Source organism: Psychrobacter sp. AOP22-C1-C5, from assembly GCF_052378885.1.
Classification (GTDB): Bacteria; Pseudomonadota; Gammaproteobacteria; order Pseudomonadales; family Moraxellaceae; genus Psychrobacter.
Map to the genome: position 1 here is coordinate 70301 of NZ_JBQSYC010000011.1, position 16511 is coordinate 86811.

At 43.1% G+C, this 16511-nt stretch carries 13 protein-coding genes; 11 read left to right on the plus strand and 2 right to left on the minus strand.

Annotation, left to right across the window (positions count from 1 at the left end; translation table 11 throughout):
• Positions 1 to 7: 7 nt before the first annotated feature.
• The 7 genes from ACT3TH_RS12285 to hisC all read left to right on the plus strand — a co-directional run bounded on the left by ACT3TH_RS12285 (position 8) and on the right by hisC (position 7455).
• Entirely contained in the window at positions 8 to 850 is an 843-nt protein-coding gene (locus tag ACT3TH_RS12285) for a BON domain-containing protein (protein WP_444756121.1), read from the plus strand.
• A 290-nt stretch (positions 851 to 1140) separates the two neighbouring features.
• Positions 1141 to 2091 (plus strand): alpha/beta hydrolase, encoded by a 951-nt coding sequence (locus ACT3TH_RS12290; protein WP_444756122.1) that lies wholly within the window; start codon positions 1141 to 1143, stop codon positions 2089 to 2091.
• 181 nt (positions 2092 to 2272) lie between these two features.
• Positions 2273 to 2518 (plus strand): BolA family protein, encoded by a 246-nt coding sequence (locus ACT3TH_RS12295; RefSeq protein WP_444756133.1) that lies wholly within the window; start codon positions 2273 to 2275, stop codon positions 2516 to 2518.
• Between the two features lie 107 nt (positions 2519 to 2625).
• Entirely contained in the window at positions 2626 to 3894 is a 1269-nt protein-coding gene (gene murA, locus ACT3TH_RS12300; RefSeq protein ID WP_444756123.1) for a UDP-N-acetylglucosamine 1-carboxyvinyltransferase, read from the plus strand.
• 115 nt (positions 3895 to 4009) lie between these two features.
• Complete coding sequence (hisG, locus tag ACT3TH_RS12305; protein ID WP_444756124.1) at positions 4010 to 4705, plus strand: ATP phosphoribosyltransferase; 696 nt, start codon at positions 4010 to 4012, stop codon at positions 4703 to 4705.
• A gap of 245 nt (positions 4706 to 4950) precedes the next feature.
• On the plus strand, positions 4951 to 6246 hold the full coding sequence (gene hisD / locus ACT3TH_RS12310) for a histidinol dehydrogenase (RefSeq protein WP_444756125.1): 1296 nt from the start codon (positions 4951 to 4953) through the stop codon (positions 6244 to 6246).
• A 75-nt stretch (positions 6247 to 6321) separates the two neighbouring features.
• Positions 6322 to 7455, plus strand: coding sequence for a histidinol-phosphate transaminase (gene hisC / locus ACT3TH_RS12315; RefSeq protein ID WP_444756126.1), 1134 nt, complete (start codon positions 6322 to 6324; stop codon positions 7453 to 7455).
• 127 nt (positions 7456 to 7582) lie between these two features.
• Here hisC and ACT3TH_RS12320 read toward each other — a convergent pair whose 3' ends face one another.
• The gene (locus tag ACT3TH_RS12320) at positions 7583 to 9319 is read right to left on the minus strand and encodes an anthranilate synthase component I family protein (RefSeq protein ID WP_444756127.1); all 1737 of its coding nucleotides are present in this window, start codon (positions 9317 to 9319) and stop codon (positions 7583 to 7585) included.
• Positions 9320 to 9322: 3 nt separating this feature from the next.
• Positions 9323 to 10558: a beta-ketoacyl-ACP synthase II gene (locus ACT3TH_RS12325; protein ID WP_444756128.1), complete on the minus strand. Its 1236-nt coding sequence runs from the start codon at positions 10556 to 10558 to the stop codon at positions 9323 to 9325.
• Positions 10559 to 11147: 589 nt separating this feature from the next.
• Here ACT3TH_RS12325 and ACT3TH_RS12330 point away from each other — a divergent pair.
• The 4 genes from ACT3TH_RS12330 to fusA all read left to right on the plus strand — a co-directional run bounded on the left by ACT3TH_RS12330 (position 11148) and on the right by fusA (position 16306).
• The gene (locus tag ACT3TH_RS12330; protein WP_444756129.1) at positions 11148 to 12311 is read left to right on the plus strand and encodes an EcsC family protein; all 1164 of its coding nucleotides are present in this window, start codon (positions 11148 to 11150) and stop codon (positions 12309 to 12311) included.
• Between the two features lie 455 nt (positions 12312 to 12766).
• Entirely contained in the window at positions 12767 to 13141 is a 375-nt protein-coding gene (gene rpsL, locus ACT3TH_RS12335; protein ID WP_011281154.1) for a 30S ribosomal protein S12, read from the plus strand.
• 220 nt (positions 13142 to 13361) lie between these two features.
• On the plus strand, positions 13362 to 13835 hold the full coding sequence (rpsG, locus tag ACT3TH_RS12340) for a 30S ribosomal protein S7 (RefSeq protein ID WP_201536873.1): 474 nt from the start codon (positions 13362 to 13364) through the stop codon (positions 13833 to 13835).
• 344 nt (positions 13836 to 14179) lie between these two features.
• A complete protein-coding gene (gene fusA / locus ACT3TH_RS12345) occupies positions 14180 to 16306 on the plus strand; it encodes an elongation factor G (RefSeq protein ID WP_444756130.1) in 2127 nt (708 codons plus the stop codon).
• Positions 16307 to 16511 lie beyond the last annotated feature (205 nt).

The window sequence follows — 16511 nt, forward strand, 5'->3', positions numbered from 1 at the left end:
GTAAATCATGAGACGGATGCATTTGCGCACTGCTATTTTTGGTTCATCACGTCGCACCGCGATAGGCGTCATGCTGGTGGTTAGTGCTATCAGTACGGGCTGTACCACCAATTATTTGACCAACAGCACTGAAGGTACTTATGGCGTACCGATGACGGAGCGCACCATTCCGCAGCGTCTGCTCGATCGCAGTATTGAACATACGGTCAAAATCAATGTCTATGGTCTACAGGCAGACTTGCAACAAACCAGCCGTATGAGCATTGATAGCTTCAATAGTGAAGTGTTATTGACAGGCGAAGTCCCTACTCAAGCCATTAAAGAAGAAGTAGAAAAGGTCGTCAGCTCAATGCCAGATGTGCGCCGTGTTTATAATGAGCTGGCCGTCAGTGCTTCAAAAGGCTATAGCTCAACCGTCCATGATGGCTACATCACCTCAAAATTATTGGCAAAGGTTGCATCCAGTGATGGTGTAAAAGCGTCACAGATTAAAGCCGTGACCAATAATGGTGTGGTTTATATCATGGGTCGTATGACACCCACTCAGCAAAGCCACTTAATTGATATTGCCAACAGTACGGTTGGTGTGACAGAGCTGGTACTACTGACAACTGTTGTTGACGATAGGGGTGTCAAAATAAGTGAAGCTGACATTATGTATGAGAATAACTTGGCCAATCCTACAGCAGCGCCAGTTGTAGAACAGGCAACAATGTCGAGCAGTGCTATTTCGAGTAGTGCAATGACGACAGAACCCGTTGGTAATGTGACGCCAATTATCGTTACTGAGGAAGGTACTACTGTTGACCAATCATCAAGTACTTATATTGATCTGTATCAGAACCAGTAAAAATTGAAGGACAAGAGCCATCACTGTTTATACAGCGTGTACCGCAGATTACTTTATGTTTAAGAAAACTATTTAAGAGCGCTAATATTGTGAAGTATTTAATGACAATAAGCCTAAATAGAGATAACAGTAAAAGCACGATAAATTGTCAGCCAAAACGTAAAATATGCACAGTAAAGGTAGAAGAGATAATACCAAGAGGATAAGTAGTATCAATAGAATAATAAGTATCACCGCTCTACCAAATCTCTCTACCGATTAGTGATTGACATATAATAGGAATACTGGCTATGAATGGCTCAAGCAAAACCGCACCACAAACCAAATCACGTACATTTACCTATACTAAGGCAAGCGTTACAGCAGCGCTCGCGATAGGTGGCATTGTACTAGCAACGCAGCAAGCACAAGCTTTATCAGCTTTGGCCGTTGTCAATGGCCTCACGGCAAATGGCGGTGTTGGTGTCAGCAAAAACATCTTATATGGCGATGAGCCTTCGCAAGATTTGGATATCTATTATCCAAAGCCTTTGGCTCAGGCAATGAAAACCGAAAGCGCTATTGATAAGCGTTATCCAATGGTGGTATTCGTTCATGGTGGCTCATGGGAAAGCGGCAGTAAAGAGGAATATGCGTTTGTCGGGCAGAGTTTGGCGCAGGCAGGCTATGTCACCGCTGTGATCAACTATCGCAAAGCGCCTGAGCATGTATATCCTGACTATGTGAAAGATACGGCCCAAGCGATCGCATGGAGTCATACTAATGCAGAAAGTTTACATGCTGACCCCAAGCGTTTGGCAGTGATAGGACATTCTGCTGGTGCGTTTAATGCAGTCGCCGCCGTCGCTAATGAGGATTTTTTAGCGCCATACGGTATGAAGCCAAAGGATCTAGCTGCTGTGATAGGTATCGCTGGTCCTTATAGCTATGATTTTCGTAAGTATGGTAGTGCCACAGCCTTTGGTGCAAATGCAACACCAGATGAGGTGATGCCAGATCGCCAAATCAAAGGCGGGCAGCCACCATATTTGTTGCTGACCGCTGAAAAAGACACCACCGTCTATGAAAGCAACACCATCAAAATGACCGAAGCGCTAAAAGCTGTTGGTGCCACTGTCGAAAATGGTGAAATTAAAGGTGCTAGTCATGCCACCAGTATTGGAGCAATGGCACCGCCATTACGCTGGGTCAATGATGTGCGTGCGCAAGTATTGACGTACCTAGATAAGACGCTTCAATAATTGACCTTGATTCACGTTTGCTTAGATGTTGGCGGTAAGAGTTTTGATGGTATTCAAAACTTCTATTAATAGTCATCGCCAGTTGCAAAAGACAGTACTGTAAGATGTGCAAACTCTTGTTATAATGTCAGCACTTTGAATCTACACTCTATTCCAATTTAAGGCAGAATATTTTATGAGCATGAACGCTGACGATCTGATTGCATTTTTACAAATTCATTTCCCAGACGCTTTTATTCAAGCTGCCAACCAAGGTAATAAGTTTGATGTACGCGTGGTCGATGCCAGTTTTGAGGGCAAACGTACCGTACAGCGTCAGCAAGCCATCTATGCGTTAGTCAACGATAAGATTGCGAGTGGCGATATTCATGCACTCAATATCCAAGCATTAACGCCTACGGAGTGGGACGTTCAATCAAAAGGCTAGACCATCGCTTACAGGATCAAACCTCTTTTAGGCCGGCTACGAAAGTAGTTGGTCATGAAGGGTTTGTTTTTCATAATTTTTATACTCATTGCTAGGTTGTCATCTCTATGGATCAATTTTTAATCACTGGTAGTAGTCGTATTGCAGGGGAAGTTACTATTTCAGGCGCCAAAAATGCTGCTTTGCCGTTACTGGCAGCCATGATACTGGCCGAAACCCCAACGACATTGCACAATGTACCATCATTACAAGATGTGCGAACGTTGATTGAATTGATCGGTGGTATGGGTATCAATATTCAAAAACAAGACGATACGGTCACTTGCGATACTAAAGGCATCGACAATTTTTATGCGCCGTACGATTTGGTCAAAACCATGCGTGCCTCAATTTTAGTATTAGGGCCATTGTTGGCGCGTTTTGGTGAGGCAGAAGTCTCATTGCCAGGAGGCTGCGCTATTGGTTCACGTCCAGTCGATCAGCATTTAAAAGCTTTTGAAGCGATGGGTGCTGAGATTAGCGTAGAAAATGGTTATGTTAAGGCAAAAGCGCCAAAGGGTGGCAAGCTGATTGGTTGTAATTTCTCCTTTGATATGATCACAGTTGGTGGTACTGAAAACGTCATCATGGCCGCCGCACTTGCCAAAGGTACAACGGTTCTAGGTAACTGTGCGCTTGAGCCAGAAGTGGTTGACTTGGCTAATATGCTGGTTGCAATGGGCGCTAAAATAAGCGGTATCGGTACAGCTACTATGACCATTGAAGGCGTTGAGCGCTTACATGGTTGCGAGTATTCAGTGGTGCCAGATCGTATCGAGACTGGCTCTTACCTTGCGGGCGCGTTAATGACTTGCGGTGATGTATTAACCAAAAAAACCACAGCGACTTTATTGCATCCCGTACTTGAGAAGTTTGAAGCCATGGGTGCTGTAATTACCACTGGTGATGATTGGATTCGAGCACAGATGAAAGGACGCCCAAAACCAGTAGATATTCGTACTCAGCCTCATCCTGGTTTTCCAACAGACATGCAGGCCCAGTTAATGGCGATTTGTTGTTTGGCTGATGGTACCAGTACTATTATCGAAAATATTTTTGAAAACCGCTATATGCATGTTCCTGAGCTCAATCGTTTGGGCGCCTCTATCCAAGTTGATGGACATACGGCAGTGATCAGAGGGGTTGAGAAATTTACAGCAGCGCCTGTCATGGCAACGGATTTGCGTGCGTCTATGTCATTGGTAATGGCGGCGGCGACAGCCGAAGGTGAGAGTTTGATCGACCGTATTTATCATATTGATCGTGGTTATGAAGATGTTGAAAACAAATTGCGCGGCGTTGGTGTCAATATCAAACGTATTAATACCAGCGATTAATATCGATGGGTTTATAAAGCCTTACTCATATTAGATTAAATGCTTAGCATTATGAAATTAAAAATCCTCGGTCGGTGGGGATACCAACTATATATGATATGGACACGATGCCATTATGACTGAAGCAAAACAACCAATACCTGCCAGTGGGTTACTAAACGAAGTAAATGATGCGTTTGCAGGTTTAACCTTGGCTTTATCGAAAGGTCGCATTTTAGAAGAGACCATGCCGCTCTTACGGGCTGCGGGTGTGGATTTACTAGAAGACCCTGAAGCGTCGCGCAAACTTATTTTTCCAACGTCGAATCCAAATGTGCGTGTATTGATCTTGCGTGCAAGTGATGTACCAACCTATGTAGAGCATGGTGCGGCTGATTTTGGTGTGGCAGGTAAAGATGTATTGCTTGAGCATGGTGCCAATCATGTTTATGAATTGTTGGATTTGAAGATTGCTCAGTGTAAGCTCATGACGGCAGGTGTAAAAGATGCACCGTTGCCCAATCGCCGTTTGCGTATCGCTACCAAGTACGTCAATGTGGCTCGTGCTTATTTTGCCAGCCAAGGGCAGCAAGTGGATGTTATCAAGCTTTACGGCTCCATGGAGCTTGCCCCACTGGTCGGCTTGGGTGATTTGATTGTCGATGTGGTTGATACCGGCAATACCTTGCGTGCTAATGGTCTTGAAGCACGTGACCATATTTGCGATGTATCCTCGCGCCTTATTGTCAATCAGGTCAGTTATAAGCGTAAGTTTGCACTGCTAGAGCCGATTTTGGACAGCTTTAAGAACAGCATTGCAAGTGCTTCATAGATGGATTGTATTCATTAATAATATAAAGCTTTGTTATGCAAATTTTAAAACCAGTTTGGCGCTCTATAGTAGATATAGCGTGCTAAACTGGTTTTGTTATATTTACTTGCCAGAAAATAAAAGCTTAGTATAATCGGAGTCAGACCATAATAAAAAACTGGCATATGACTGGCTTTACTTCACCATTTTTTTTAGACCTTTTATTTTTTATAACAATATTATATGCTCAAATACAGGATTAAGTCATGCGCCAACTCAGTACTCAAGATGCCGACTTTGATAATCAATTGACCCAATTGCTTGCTTTTGAAACCGTCAACGACGCCAATTTATTAAAGACCGTTGATGATATTATTGCGCAAGTGCGCCATGATGGCGACAGCGTGGTATTGGCATTGACCCAGCAGTTTGACCAACATCCAGCGACGACGATACAAGAGTTAGAGCTTTCAAAAGATTCGCTTGCTGAAGCGTTTGACAATCTTGATGAGCAAGTAAAGACAGCACTGACCACAGCGGCAATACGGGTACAGACATTTCACGAGCGTCAAGTGCAAGAGACATGGCAGTATGAAGATGAGTTGGGCAATCGCTTAGGTCAAAAAGTTACGCCTCTTGACCGTGTCGGTATCTATGTACCGGGTGGCCTTGCTTCTTATCCTTCTTCTGTGTTGATGAACGCCATCCCTGCCAAAGTTGCTGGTGTAGCCGAGGTCATTATGGTCGTGCCAGCGCCCAAAGGTGTATTGAATCCCTTAGTGTTGGCAGCCGCACATTTGGCACAAGTGGATCGCGTTTTTACTATTGGCGGTGCACAGGCTGTTGCTGCACTAGCGTATGGTACTGAGACGATTCCAGCTGTGGATAAAATCACAGGACCAGGTAATAAGTATGTTGCAGCGGCCAAACGTGCTGTGTTTGGACAGGTTGGCATTGATATGATTGCAGGCCCATCTGAAGTCTTGGTATATGCAGAGGGCGAGGCGCAAGACCGAGCTGATTGGCTGGCCATGGATTTGTTGTCGCAAGCTGAACATGACCGTATCGCACAAGCTATCTTTGTCACGACAAGTAGCGAGCAGTTAGCAGCAGTCGCAGCCGAGATAGAAAAAGCATTGGCAGAGCTACCAAAAGCCGATATCGCGCGTGATTCTTTGCAAAACCGTGGCGCACTTATTTTGGTGAAAGATCGAGTGGAGGGCATGGCGGTGATTAATCGAGTCGCGCCTGAGCATTTAGAATTGTCTGTTGATAATCCTGATGCCTTGCTTGGTGAGATTCGTCATGCTGGTGCTATCTTTATGGGTCGCCATACGCCAGAAGCCATTGGCGATTACTGTGCAGGACCGAACCATGTGCTACCGACATCTGGTACGGCGCGTTTTTCTTCGCCACTTGGGGTTTACGACTTCCAGAAAAAATCATCCATTATTTATTGTAGTGAGGCTGGTAGCAAGCCATTGGCACAGACGGCAGATATTTTAGCGCAGCGCGAGGATTTGGAAGCGCATGCGCGCTCGGCCCGTTATCGCTATCAATAATGTAGGCTCAGCACTCTAAACATTACTTTTGACATTTATATTTAACAGTCTTTGTGGCGAATAGTAGGATAACTTATGAATGAGTTAAAGATAGACACCAGACTTTGGTCTTCTAAAGCACGTAACTTGTCACCTTATGTCCCAGGTGAGCAGCCACAACATGACAACTTATGCAAATTAAATTCTAATGAAAATCCGTTTCCGCCCTCACCAAGAGTGGCAGAAGCGATTGCTAAAGTCCTAGAGCAACAAGCGGAGGATCTGCGTTTGTATCCAATGCCGGAGTCTGATGATTTGCGTGCCGCATTGGCAAAATTGTATGATCTTGACACCAATCAAGTATTCGTCGGTAATGGCTCTGATGAAGTGTTGGCACTTGTATTTGCCAGTTTTTTTATGAAAGAGCGCCCAGTGTTAGCACCTGACATTAGCTATAGCTTTTATCCTGTGTATGCACAAACTTTTGGCGTGGAGCTGGTACAAATTGCATTGGAAGAAGACTTCAGTATTGACCCTGATGCGTATCGTCAACCTTGTAGCGGCATTATTATTGCCAACCCCAATGCACCAACGGGTCTATTGTTGTCACTCGCTGATATTCGTAAGCTCGCTGGTGAGCATTCTAATTCTGTAGTTGTGATTGACGAAGCCTACATCGATTTTGCTCAGGCAGCAGAGGGCAGCTCAGATGTTCAGGTTTCAGCAGTGAGCTTAATCAATGACTGTGACAATATTTTGGTGACGCAAACATTCTCAAAATCAAGATCGCTTGCGGGTTTACGTGTTGGCATGGCTTTTGGTAATGCATCATTGATCGAAGCGTTAACGCGTATGAAAAACAGCTTTAACAGCTTTCCATTGGATAAATTGGCGCAGGCGGGTGCTATTGCGAGTGCTTTAGATACTGACTATTTTGAAAAAACCCGTCAACAGATCATTAGTTTGCGCCAGTCGCTAACGGCAGAATTGACTGCCCTAGGGTATGACGTACTGCCATCTCATGCCAACTTTGTATTTGCTCGCCCTAAAGACGGGGATGCTAGTGCTGTGGCCAGTGCACTGCGAGAACAAGGTATCATTGTTCGTCATTTCGATAAGCCACGTATTAATGAATATTTACGTATTACGGTTGGTCTGGCAGAGCAAAATCAGCGTTTGATTGATGCCTTAAAAGCATTACAGACAAAAGCAGAGATTGCTGTCAGTTAATGACGCGCTTCTACTATAACGTAGACAGATCAATAGTAAGAACTGAGTTGTTTAAGTAAGTCATAAAGCCTACGCTGTAAAAGCGTCAGGCTTTATTTTTTGGCTATTTTTACGAAAAAGCTTCACTTTATTGGTCTAGATTTTCTTGAGACAGTACGGACAGTAGGTTGCCTACTTTGTCCAAGCACTCTTGGTATTCCGCTTCACAATCAGAGGCAACAGTAATACCACCACCTGCCCATAAATTGATGTTTCCGCCTTTGTCTATGTTATGGTTAGCTTGCAGCGTGCGAATCAAGACATTCCATTGACCACTACCATCAAAATTCATATAACCCATCGTGCCGCAGTAAGCTCCGCGCGGAGCCATTTCCAACTCAGATATAATCTCAACCGCTCGCTTTTTGGGAGTGCCTGTAATGGAGCCGGCAGGCAAGCTGCCAAACAATACAGTCAGCGGATGCGTATCTGTTTTGAGTTCAGCACTAATAGTACTAACCATATGATGGACGTTGCTAAAGCTCTCAATCGCAAATAGCTGCGGTACTTTTACGCTACCTATCTTGGCATACTTGCCCAAGTCATTGCGCAGTAAATCAACAATCATGACATTCTCAGCACGGTCTTTTTCACTATCAATAAGTTGCTGCTTATAGTAATCATCTTGTTCAGGTGTAGCGCCTCGTGGCATCGTTCCTTTGATTGGCTTGGTACGTATGTGGTGTTTACCCGTCTCATTATCCTTGGTAAAAGTAAAGAACAGTTCTGGTGAGCAGCTTAATAATTCAAAGGTATTATTTTTCGCCATAGAGTTGACTGATAGACGAGTATGATCTTGAATATTGGTATCAACTTCATCGTCTAAATAACTACTTTCTAAATACCCTGCAAATGGTGCTTTGGTATTACGATGTAGACTGGGCAAGTAATCAATGAGATTTGATAGTGATTTATCAAATGTGTTCTGATGAGCAAGCCTGCTGTGCCATTCTTGGGTCAGATTGATTTGATAGCAGTCGCCTTGCTGTAGATAATCTTGGGTTTGCTCAAATGCTTTTTGGTAATCATTTTTAGTCCATCGTGCTGTTAGCGCTAAAGAAGTAGACTGTGATGATGCTTTAAGCGGCGTTCGATTTAAAGACTTATCAGACAGTTCTTCATCTAACTCATTCAAATAAGAGGTAAGCGTTGTTATGAATGCGTTCTTTCTCTCATTCTCACCATTATTGTTGTCATCGTAGATTTTATTTACTTTCAGTTGCCAAACCGATTTGCGACATTCATTGATTGGTGATAAATAAATATCATAATGTCCCAATATGGCACAAGGTTGCGCGGCCAGTTGAATGTTGGCATTTGGGCTTAGATCATAAGCGGCAATGTCATAGCCAATAAAGCCTATCAGACCATGATGGTAATTTGGTCTTTCTTGTTCTTTATCCAGCAGTGCTAAATCATTACTGCTATTTTCATAGCATTGACTATACGCAATCAGTTCTTCTTGCCATGTCGCATAGCTCATATGCGTGGTTGTTAGCCGCTTGTTCCTGAAAGTCTGATCATCATTACAGACATCGCGACAATATTTTGTCACTTTATAAGGAGCCAACGCATCATCAGATAGCGCATGATTGGTAGGGTAAACGCTCCAGCTTGTTTTAGGCAGCACACCAATCACTGGTCGTCCATCGTTATTTAGCCAAACCAGTTGCCAGTTTGCTTTACTGTCTTGTGTTATCAAATACTTTTGTAGTCGCGGCATCAATTCTGCGGCAGTCAGGTCACCAAAACGCCAGCTAGGATAAGTAGCTGGCGATGGGGCAGAAGCTGTCTGCTCAGTTGTATTATGATTTGCTACAAGCATGTGCTAAGCGTCAAATTTTTTGATAATGAGCGTCGCATTGGTACCACCAAACCCAAAGCTATTGCTCATGAGCGTTTCAAGATTGACCTCACGCATTTGGGTGACGATATCAAAGCCTTCAGCTGCCGGATCCAGTTGTTCAACATTGATACTCGGAGCAATAAAGCCTTCTTGTAGCATGAGCAAACAATAGATTAGCTCTTGTGCTCCGACAGCGCCTAAGCTGTGACCTGTCATAGACTTGGTCGAGCTGATAGCGGGTACTTTACTGACATCATCTTCAAACACTTTGGCAATGGCTTTAAGCTCGGTGATGTCACCGAGTGGCGTGCTCGTACCATGGCTATTAATGTAATCTACAGTTTCTAAGCCAGCTTCAGCCAAGGCCTGTTGCATACAACGTACCGCGCCTTCGCCACTTGGTGCGACCATCTCTGCACCATCAGAGCTGGCCCCATACCCGACGATTTCAGCCAAGATATTGGCACCGCGAGCTTGAGCATGTTCAAGGCTTTCAACGACCACCATAGCGCCACCAGCGGCGATTACAAAACCATCGCGATCTTTATCATAAGCTCTTGATGCCAGTGTTGGTGTGTCGTTATATTGAGTGCTAACCGCGCCCATAGCATCAAACATGCAAGACTGCGTCCAATGCTCAGCTTCACTACCGCCAGCAAGTACGACGTCGGCTTTACCTAGCTGAATTAGCTCAGCGGCATGACCAATGCAATGGGTGGAAGTTGCACAAGCCGAAGCTAAGGAGTAGGAGACCCCTTGAATTTTGAGACCCGTGGCCAATGCGGCTGACACCGAGCTGCCCATGGTTTTTGGCACAGCCATGGCACCGACACCGCGTAGACCCTTTTCACGCATGGCATCCACAGCATTGACGATATTCTCCGTCGATGCGCCGCCTGAACTCGCTACCACTCCCACACGTGGATTGTTATTGATAGTCTCGAGCGATAAGCCAGCATGTTCAATCGCATTTAGCGCGCTGACATAAGCATAGAGGCTGGCGTCACTAAAAAAACGCTTCAATTTACGATCAATACCGCTGGTATCGAGCGTCGACTGATCGATACTACCGCTGACGTGTGATTTAAACTCATGCTCAGCATAAGATTTATTGAAAGTAATGCCAGACTGTCCTTGTTTAAGAGCAGCAGTAACGGTAGCCAAATCATGTCCGATACAAGAGACAATCCCTGCCCCAGTGATAACAACGCGGCGCATATTCTATTCCTTATGAGTAACGATTTCCAAAATGACTTTGAAGCCTCATCTTTGAAAACCTACTTGTATTATTTAATACCAAATGTATGCCACTTTAATAGTGCACATTTTTAAAGAGAGTTTTTAAACGTTAAATGCTTCTTTTATAATCATATTTACCAACGCAATAAGATCAAGTGTTGTCGATGATTTCCTATAAATAGCGTTGCACTCAAGCTTTAAATAGTGTCGTATGATAACGTATCAAGCGTACAAAATCTTCGCGCAAGTGCAAAATAATAGCAAAACAATGCTTACCATCAAAAGCTGTCTAAAATTAAGACAAGGAAAAACAGTTTAATAAAATACCCATTATCATGTGGTTATTATAACGTCAAAACTGCAACAATCTTGGTTTAAGTCAATCGAAAAAAGTAATTCATAAATGGTGAAAGTAACAAAGTAAGTTATACTTCTAGATACAAAAGTTGTGAGCGTAATAACATTGTTCGCACTGACACCTATCACGATGGTTCGATAAAATAGCAAAATTATGACGATCGTCAATTCATTACAAAAGCAAAAACAATCACTATAAAAGGACATTATGATGGCAAAGCGTAGCACTCTTTCTAAAGGTATCAACAGCGTCGGCTCTTTTACACGTAGTAATTTGGAGCGTGTAGGAGCTGTAATCGATAGCATGAACGCAAAGACAAGCAAACCGCGTCAGTATAAAGCAGTGGACTTGGGTGACAAGGATTTTCAGCAAGATTTGTTTCGTGAGCAAACGTTAAAGGCAACTCAGCAATTATTGGGACCACGTTTTGCCACCTATGGTAAATACGCCAAAAAAGTGGTACCGAACAGCTTTTTTCAGTCGACTGTTGACGGTGCTTTTGCTCAAGTCGCAAAATTGGCATCTACTTGGAGTCAGATTGACTTACCTAATGAACACCGTTTTGCCAATATCGCAAGTCTAGATGATGAAGAGCGCTATGCATTGGCCACTGATATTGCCAATCAGAACCGTGCATTGGCAACGATAGGCGGTTTAACGGGATTAGCTGGTCTGCCAGGTTTACTGGCTGATACCTTATGGTTGCTTTTGGTTTCCTTGCGCACCGTCTATCAGCTAGGTGCTGTCTATAACAAGCCATTGACAGGCAAACAAGGTATCAAAATGGCTTATGAGCTGCTGGCAAATGCTGATTTAAGTAAGATGCAAGAAAAACAAGCATTGCTGGCTGGTATTGGTATTGGTAAAGGCTTACTGGATAACGCCCAAAGTAGTGGTCTACACAATGAGCTTAGAAACCTAGGTATGAAAAACACCAATGTCAATTTTTATGCCGAACAAATTGACAATATCGCCAGTCAAGTTGGTATTGATTTGGATCAAATCAATTTATCATGGGTGCGCCGCTTCTTACCGGCTACAGCAGTTATTATCGGTATGCGCTACAACAGTCAGCTTATTGATGAAGTCATCGGTGTAGCTCAAGCAACTTTCGCACCAGATGCAAAGCTTGCTAATCGTGCAATTACCGACGATAGTAGTAGTGAAGCAGAGGTGATTAGATTTTCTGGTAACAATGAACAGCAAGATTCTAATAGCGACACTGACGATGCTGGAAGTAAAGACAAGCAAAAGGAAGAGTCTGAAGATAATAGTACTAAAAATAAGGCTAATGAAGAGAAGGACGGTGCAGATGAGTCATCTAATGACCAAACCACTCAACCAGATAAAGCCACTAATAAAAAAAGTAAGTAATAACATTACTATCTTCGATGACTTCTCTAGTCCTGGCAAATAAGGGCAATAGCATTTTAAGCAATCAGTAATTTAATATATTCTATTATTGGTGATATTATCTTAAATCTCTTGAAAAATAAGATAGTATCGCCATCTAGTACTCACGAATGAGTTTTTCTTAATTCTACATTCCAGATTTAAACCCTACATGACACCACTTTTATCTCATTACTATCTACTTGTTTTTTAGTCAATTTTTAAATAACACCAGTTAGAGCGATGTAATAGTAGACTAAATGCATTTCTACCAAATGTTGTAAAGGTCAATCACTCATAAGTGGTTGAATTAGCAACAACAACTCTTTATAATACACTGTCCTAAAAATGGGTGTTCCAAACTCTGCCACTAATGTCAGACGGATGGTACATTATCCCATTTTTTTGTTTTATACCAAACGGGAGAAGGATGCCTTATGGCAACAACTAACCAATTGATTCGTAAAGGTCGCAAAACCATCAAGGAAAAGTCAAAAGTTCCTGCGTTGGAAGCGTGCCCACAGCGCCGCGGTGTATGTACTCGCGTATATACTACCACGCCAAAAAAACCTAACTCAGCCATGCGTAAAGTATGTCGTGTACGTTTGACTTCAGGCTATGAAGTATCAAGCTACATCGGCGGCGAAGGTCATAACCTACAAGAGCACAGTGTTGTTCTTATCCGTGGTGGTCGTGTAAAAGATCTACCAGGTGTTCGTTATCACACTGTTCGCGGTGCATTAGATTGCGCAGGCGTAAAAGACCGTAAGCAAGGTCGCTCTAAATATGGTGCTAAGAAGCCTAAAGTTTAATAGCTACACGTTATTAAATAAGCTTTTTTGTACTACCCAATAACTGTGCATGGGTTTGGTGTCAGCGGTAACATGACTTATATATTAATAATTGATATCAGTCATTCTTACTTAATACATACCACCATGCAGTAAGGCTAACTGGCAATTCATCACTGTGTCATATTGACAAGTGTAAAGTTGTGAATGTTAGACTCTCCTGAAGATAAGGAAATTTATTATGCCAAGACGTCGCGTCGTTGCTGCCCGTGAGATCCTACCGGATCCTAAGTTTGGTAGCCAAACTGTTGCAAAATTCATCAACCATGTAATGAGTCATGGTAAAAAATCTACTGCTGAGCGTATCGTTTACGGTGCACTTGAAACAGTAAGTGAAAAACGTAAGATCGAAGATCCAGTATCTTTTTTCGAAGAAGTACTTGAAAATGTACGCCCAATGGTAGAAGTAAAAGCTCGCCGCGTCGGCGGTGCAACCTATCAAGTACCAATGGAAGTACGCCCCTCCCGTCGTACTGCATTGGCTATGCGTTGGTTAGCAGAAGCTGCTGCTAAGCGTTCTGAGAAATCAATGGCTTTGCGTTTAGCTGGCGAATTGAATGATGCTGCTGATGGCAAAGGCGCTGCTATGAAAAAGCGTGACGAAGTTCACCGCATGGCAGATGCGAACAAAGCATTTTCTCATTACCGTTTTTAAGCTACTGGTTAATAGTAGCTTTAGATTATTGACTCAGGTTAATTGATCTTACATTATTATTTACTCTATTGATTACCGCCATCATTAAATCAGTTAAGAATAGGGCTTACCTATTAACAACTGAGATGGCGGATATCTATCAAGATGCCTCTTCGAGAATATACTGTTTCGACTGGAGAGCGTCCCAAATCTGATGCCGCACTATTCTTAGTATTTGCTCTTTTTTTGTCCATATAAGGCTCAATAATCAGTAAGTAATATTACGAAGCTGACCGCTTTGTCATAGAGTATGAGGTAGAGACACAATACATTATTATATACACGACTTTTCCTAGGAAAACACTATGGCTCGTAAAACTCCCCTAAACCGCTATCGCAATATTGGTATCTCAGCGCATATCGATGCTGGTAAGACAACCACTACTGAGCGTGTTTTATTCTATACCGGTGTTAGTCACAAGATTGGCGAAGTACATGATGGCGCAGCTACCATGGACTGGATGGAACAAGAACAAGAGCGCGGTATTACTATTACCTCAGCGGCAACAACTTGTTTTTGGTCAGGTATGGGAAAACAGTTTGACGAACACCGCATCAATATTATTGACACCCCTGGTCACGTTGATTTCACAATTGAAGTTGAACGTTCTATGCGTGTACTTGATGGCGCTTGCATGGTTTACTGTGCAGTAGGCGGCGTTCAGCCACAGTCTGAGACCGTATGGCGTCAGGCTAACAAATACAAAGTACCACGTCTTGCATTTGTAAATAAAATGGATCGCGTTGGTGCTGATTTCTATCGCGTTATTGAGCAAATCAAAACTCGTCTTGGTGGTAAGCCAGTACCATTGGTTATCCCAATTGGTAAAGAAGATGACTTTGAAGGTGTTATTGATCTAGTAACCATGAAAGCTATCTATTGGGATGAAGCGTCTCAAGGTATGCAATACGATGAACGTGACATCCCAACTGAACTACAAGAAAAAGCGGAAGAGTATCGCGAATATCTTGTAGAAAGTGCTGCTGAAGCAAACGAAGAACTCATGAATGAGTATCTCGAAAACGGTGAATTGACTGTAGATCAAATCAACAGTGCCATTCGTCAGTTAACGATTGATAACGAAATTATTCCACTTCTTTGTGGTACTGCCTTTAAAAACAAAGGTGTACAAAAGATGTTGGATGCGGTTATTCAGTATCTTCCAGCACCAATGGATGTACCTGCTATCCGCGGTATCCTTGATGATAAAGATGAAACTGAAGGCACTCGTGTAGCGTCAGATGAAGCCCCATTCTCAGCTTTAGCATTCAAAATCATGAATGACAAGTTCGTTGGTAACTTAACCTTCGTTCGTGTTTATTCAGGTGTTCTAAAGCAGGGTAGCAGCGTTTATAACCCAGTTAAAATGAAGCGTGAGCGTGTTGGCCGTATCGTACAGATGATGGCGAACTCTCAAGAAGAGCTTGCAGAGATTCGTACTGGTGATATCGCAGCATTAGTTGGTATGAAAGATGTAACGACTGGTGATACGCTATGTGACGAAAACAACGTCATCACTCTTGAACGTATGGAATTTCCAGATCCAGTTATCAGCCTAGCGGTTGAGCCTAAGACCAAAGCTGACCAAGAAAGAATGTCAATCGCTTTGGGCCGTTTGGCGAAAGAAGATCCTTCATTCCGTGTACATACTGATGAAGAATCTGGTCAGACAATCATCAGTGGTATGGGTGAATTGCATCTAGAGATTCTTGTTGATCGTATGAAGCGTGAGTTTAACGTAGAAGCAAACATCGGTGCGCCGCAGGTTGCCTATCGTGAAACGATCCGTAACACTGTTGAGCAAGAAGGTAAATTCGTACGTCAAACAGGTGGTCGTGGTAAATTCGGTCATGTTTGGTTACGTCTTGAGCCACTTGATCCAGCGGGTGATGTTGAGTATGAGTTCGCTGAAGAAGTTGTTGGTGGTACCGTACCAAAAGAATTCCATGGTGCTGTTGATAAAGGTATCCAAGAGCGTATGAAAAACGGCGTACTTGCTGGTTATCCAGTAGTTGGCGTAAAAGCGACCTTGTATGACGGTTCTTACCATGATGTCGATTCTGATGAATTGTCGTTCAAAATGGCAGGTTCTATGGCTTTCAGAAAAGGCTTCTTAGCAGCTGATCCAGCGCTGCTTGAACCAATCATGAAAGTTGAAGTTGAAACACCTGAAGACTACATGGGTGATATCATGGGCGATCTTAACCGTCGTCGTGGTTTGGTACAGGGTATGGAAGACTTGCCAGGCGGTACTAAGCAAATCCGTGCTGAAGTACCATTAGCAGAAATGTTTGGTTATGCCACACAAATGCGCTCGATGTCTCAAGGTCGTGCTACTTACTCAATGGAATTCCAAAAGTACGCTGAGATTCCAAAATCAGTTGCATCTGAGATCATCTCTAAGTTCAACTCTAAAGATGATGACGAATAAGCAAACGTTTAGTTAAGAAGGCAATATAGAACGTGTTTCTAGATTGTCAGTAGAGAAAGCGCCAATAACTTGTGAAAAGACTTGTTATTGGTCGCGATTTTCTTATAATATCTGCACATTAGTATGTGCAACCTTTTAACACTTATCTTAAAGTGGTCAAGATTGTCTTAGTTATCGTACTGATACGAACCAAGCATTTGACCCC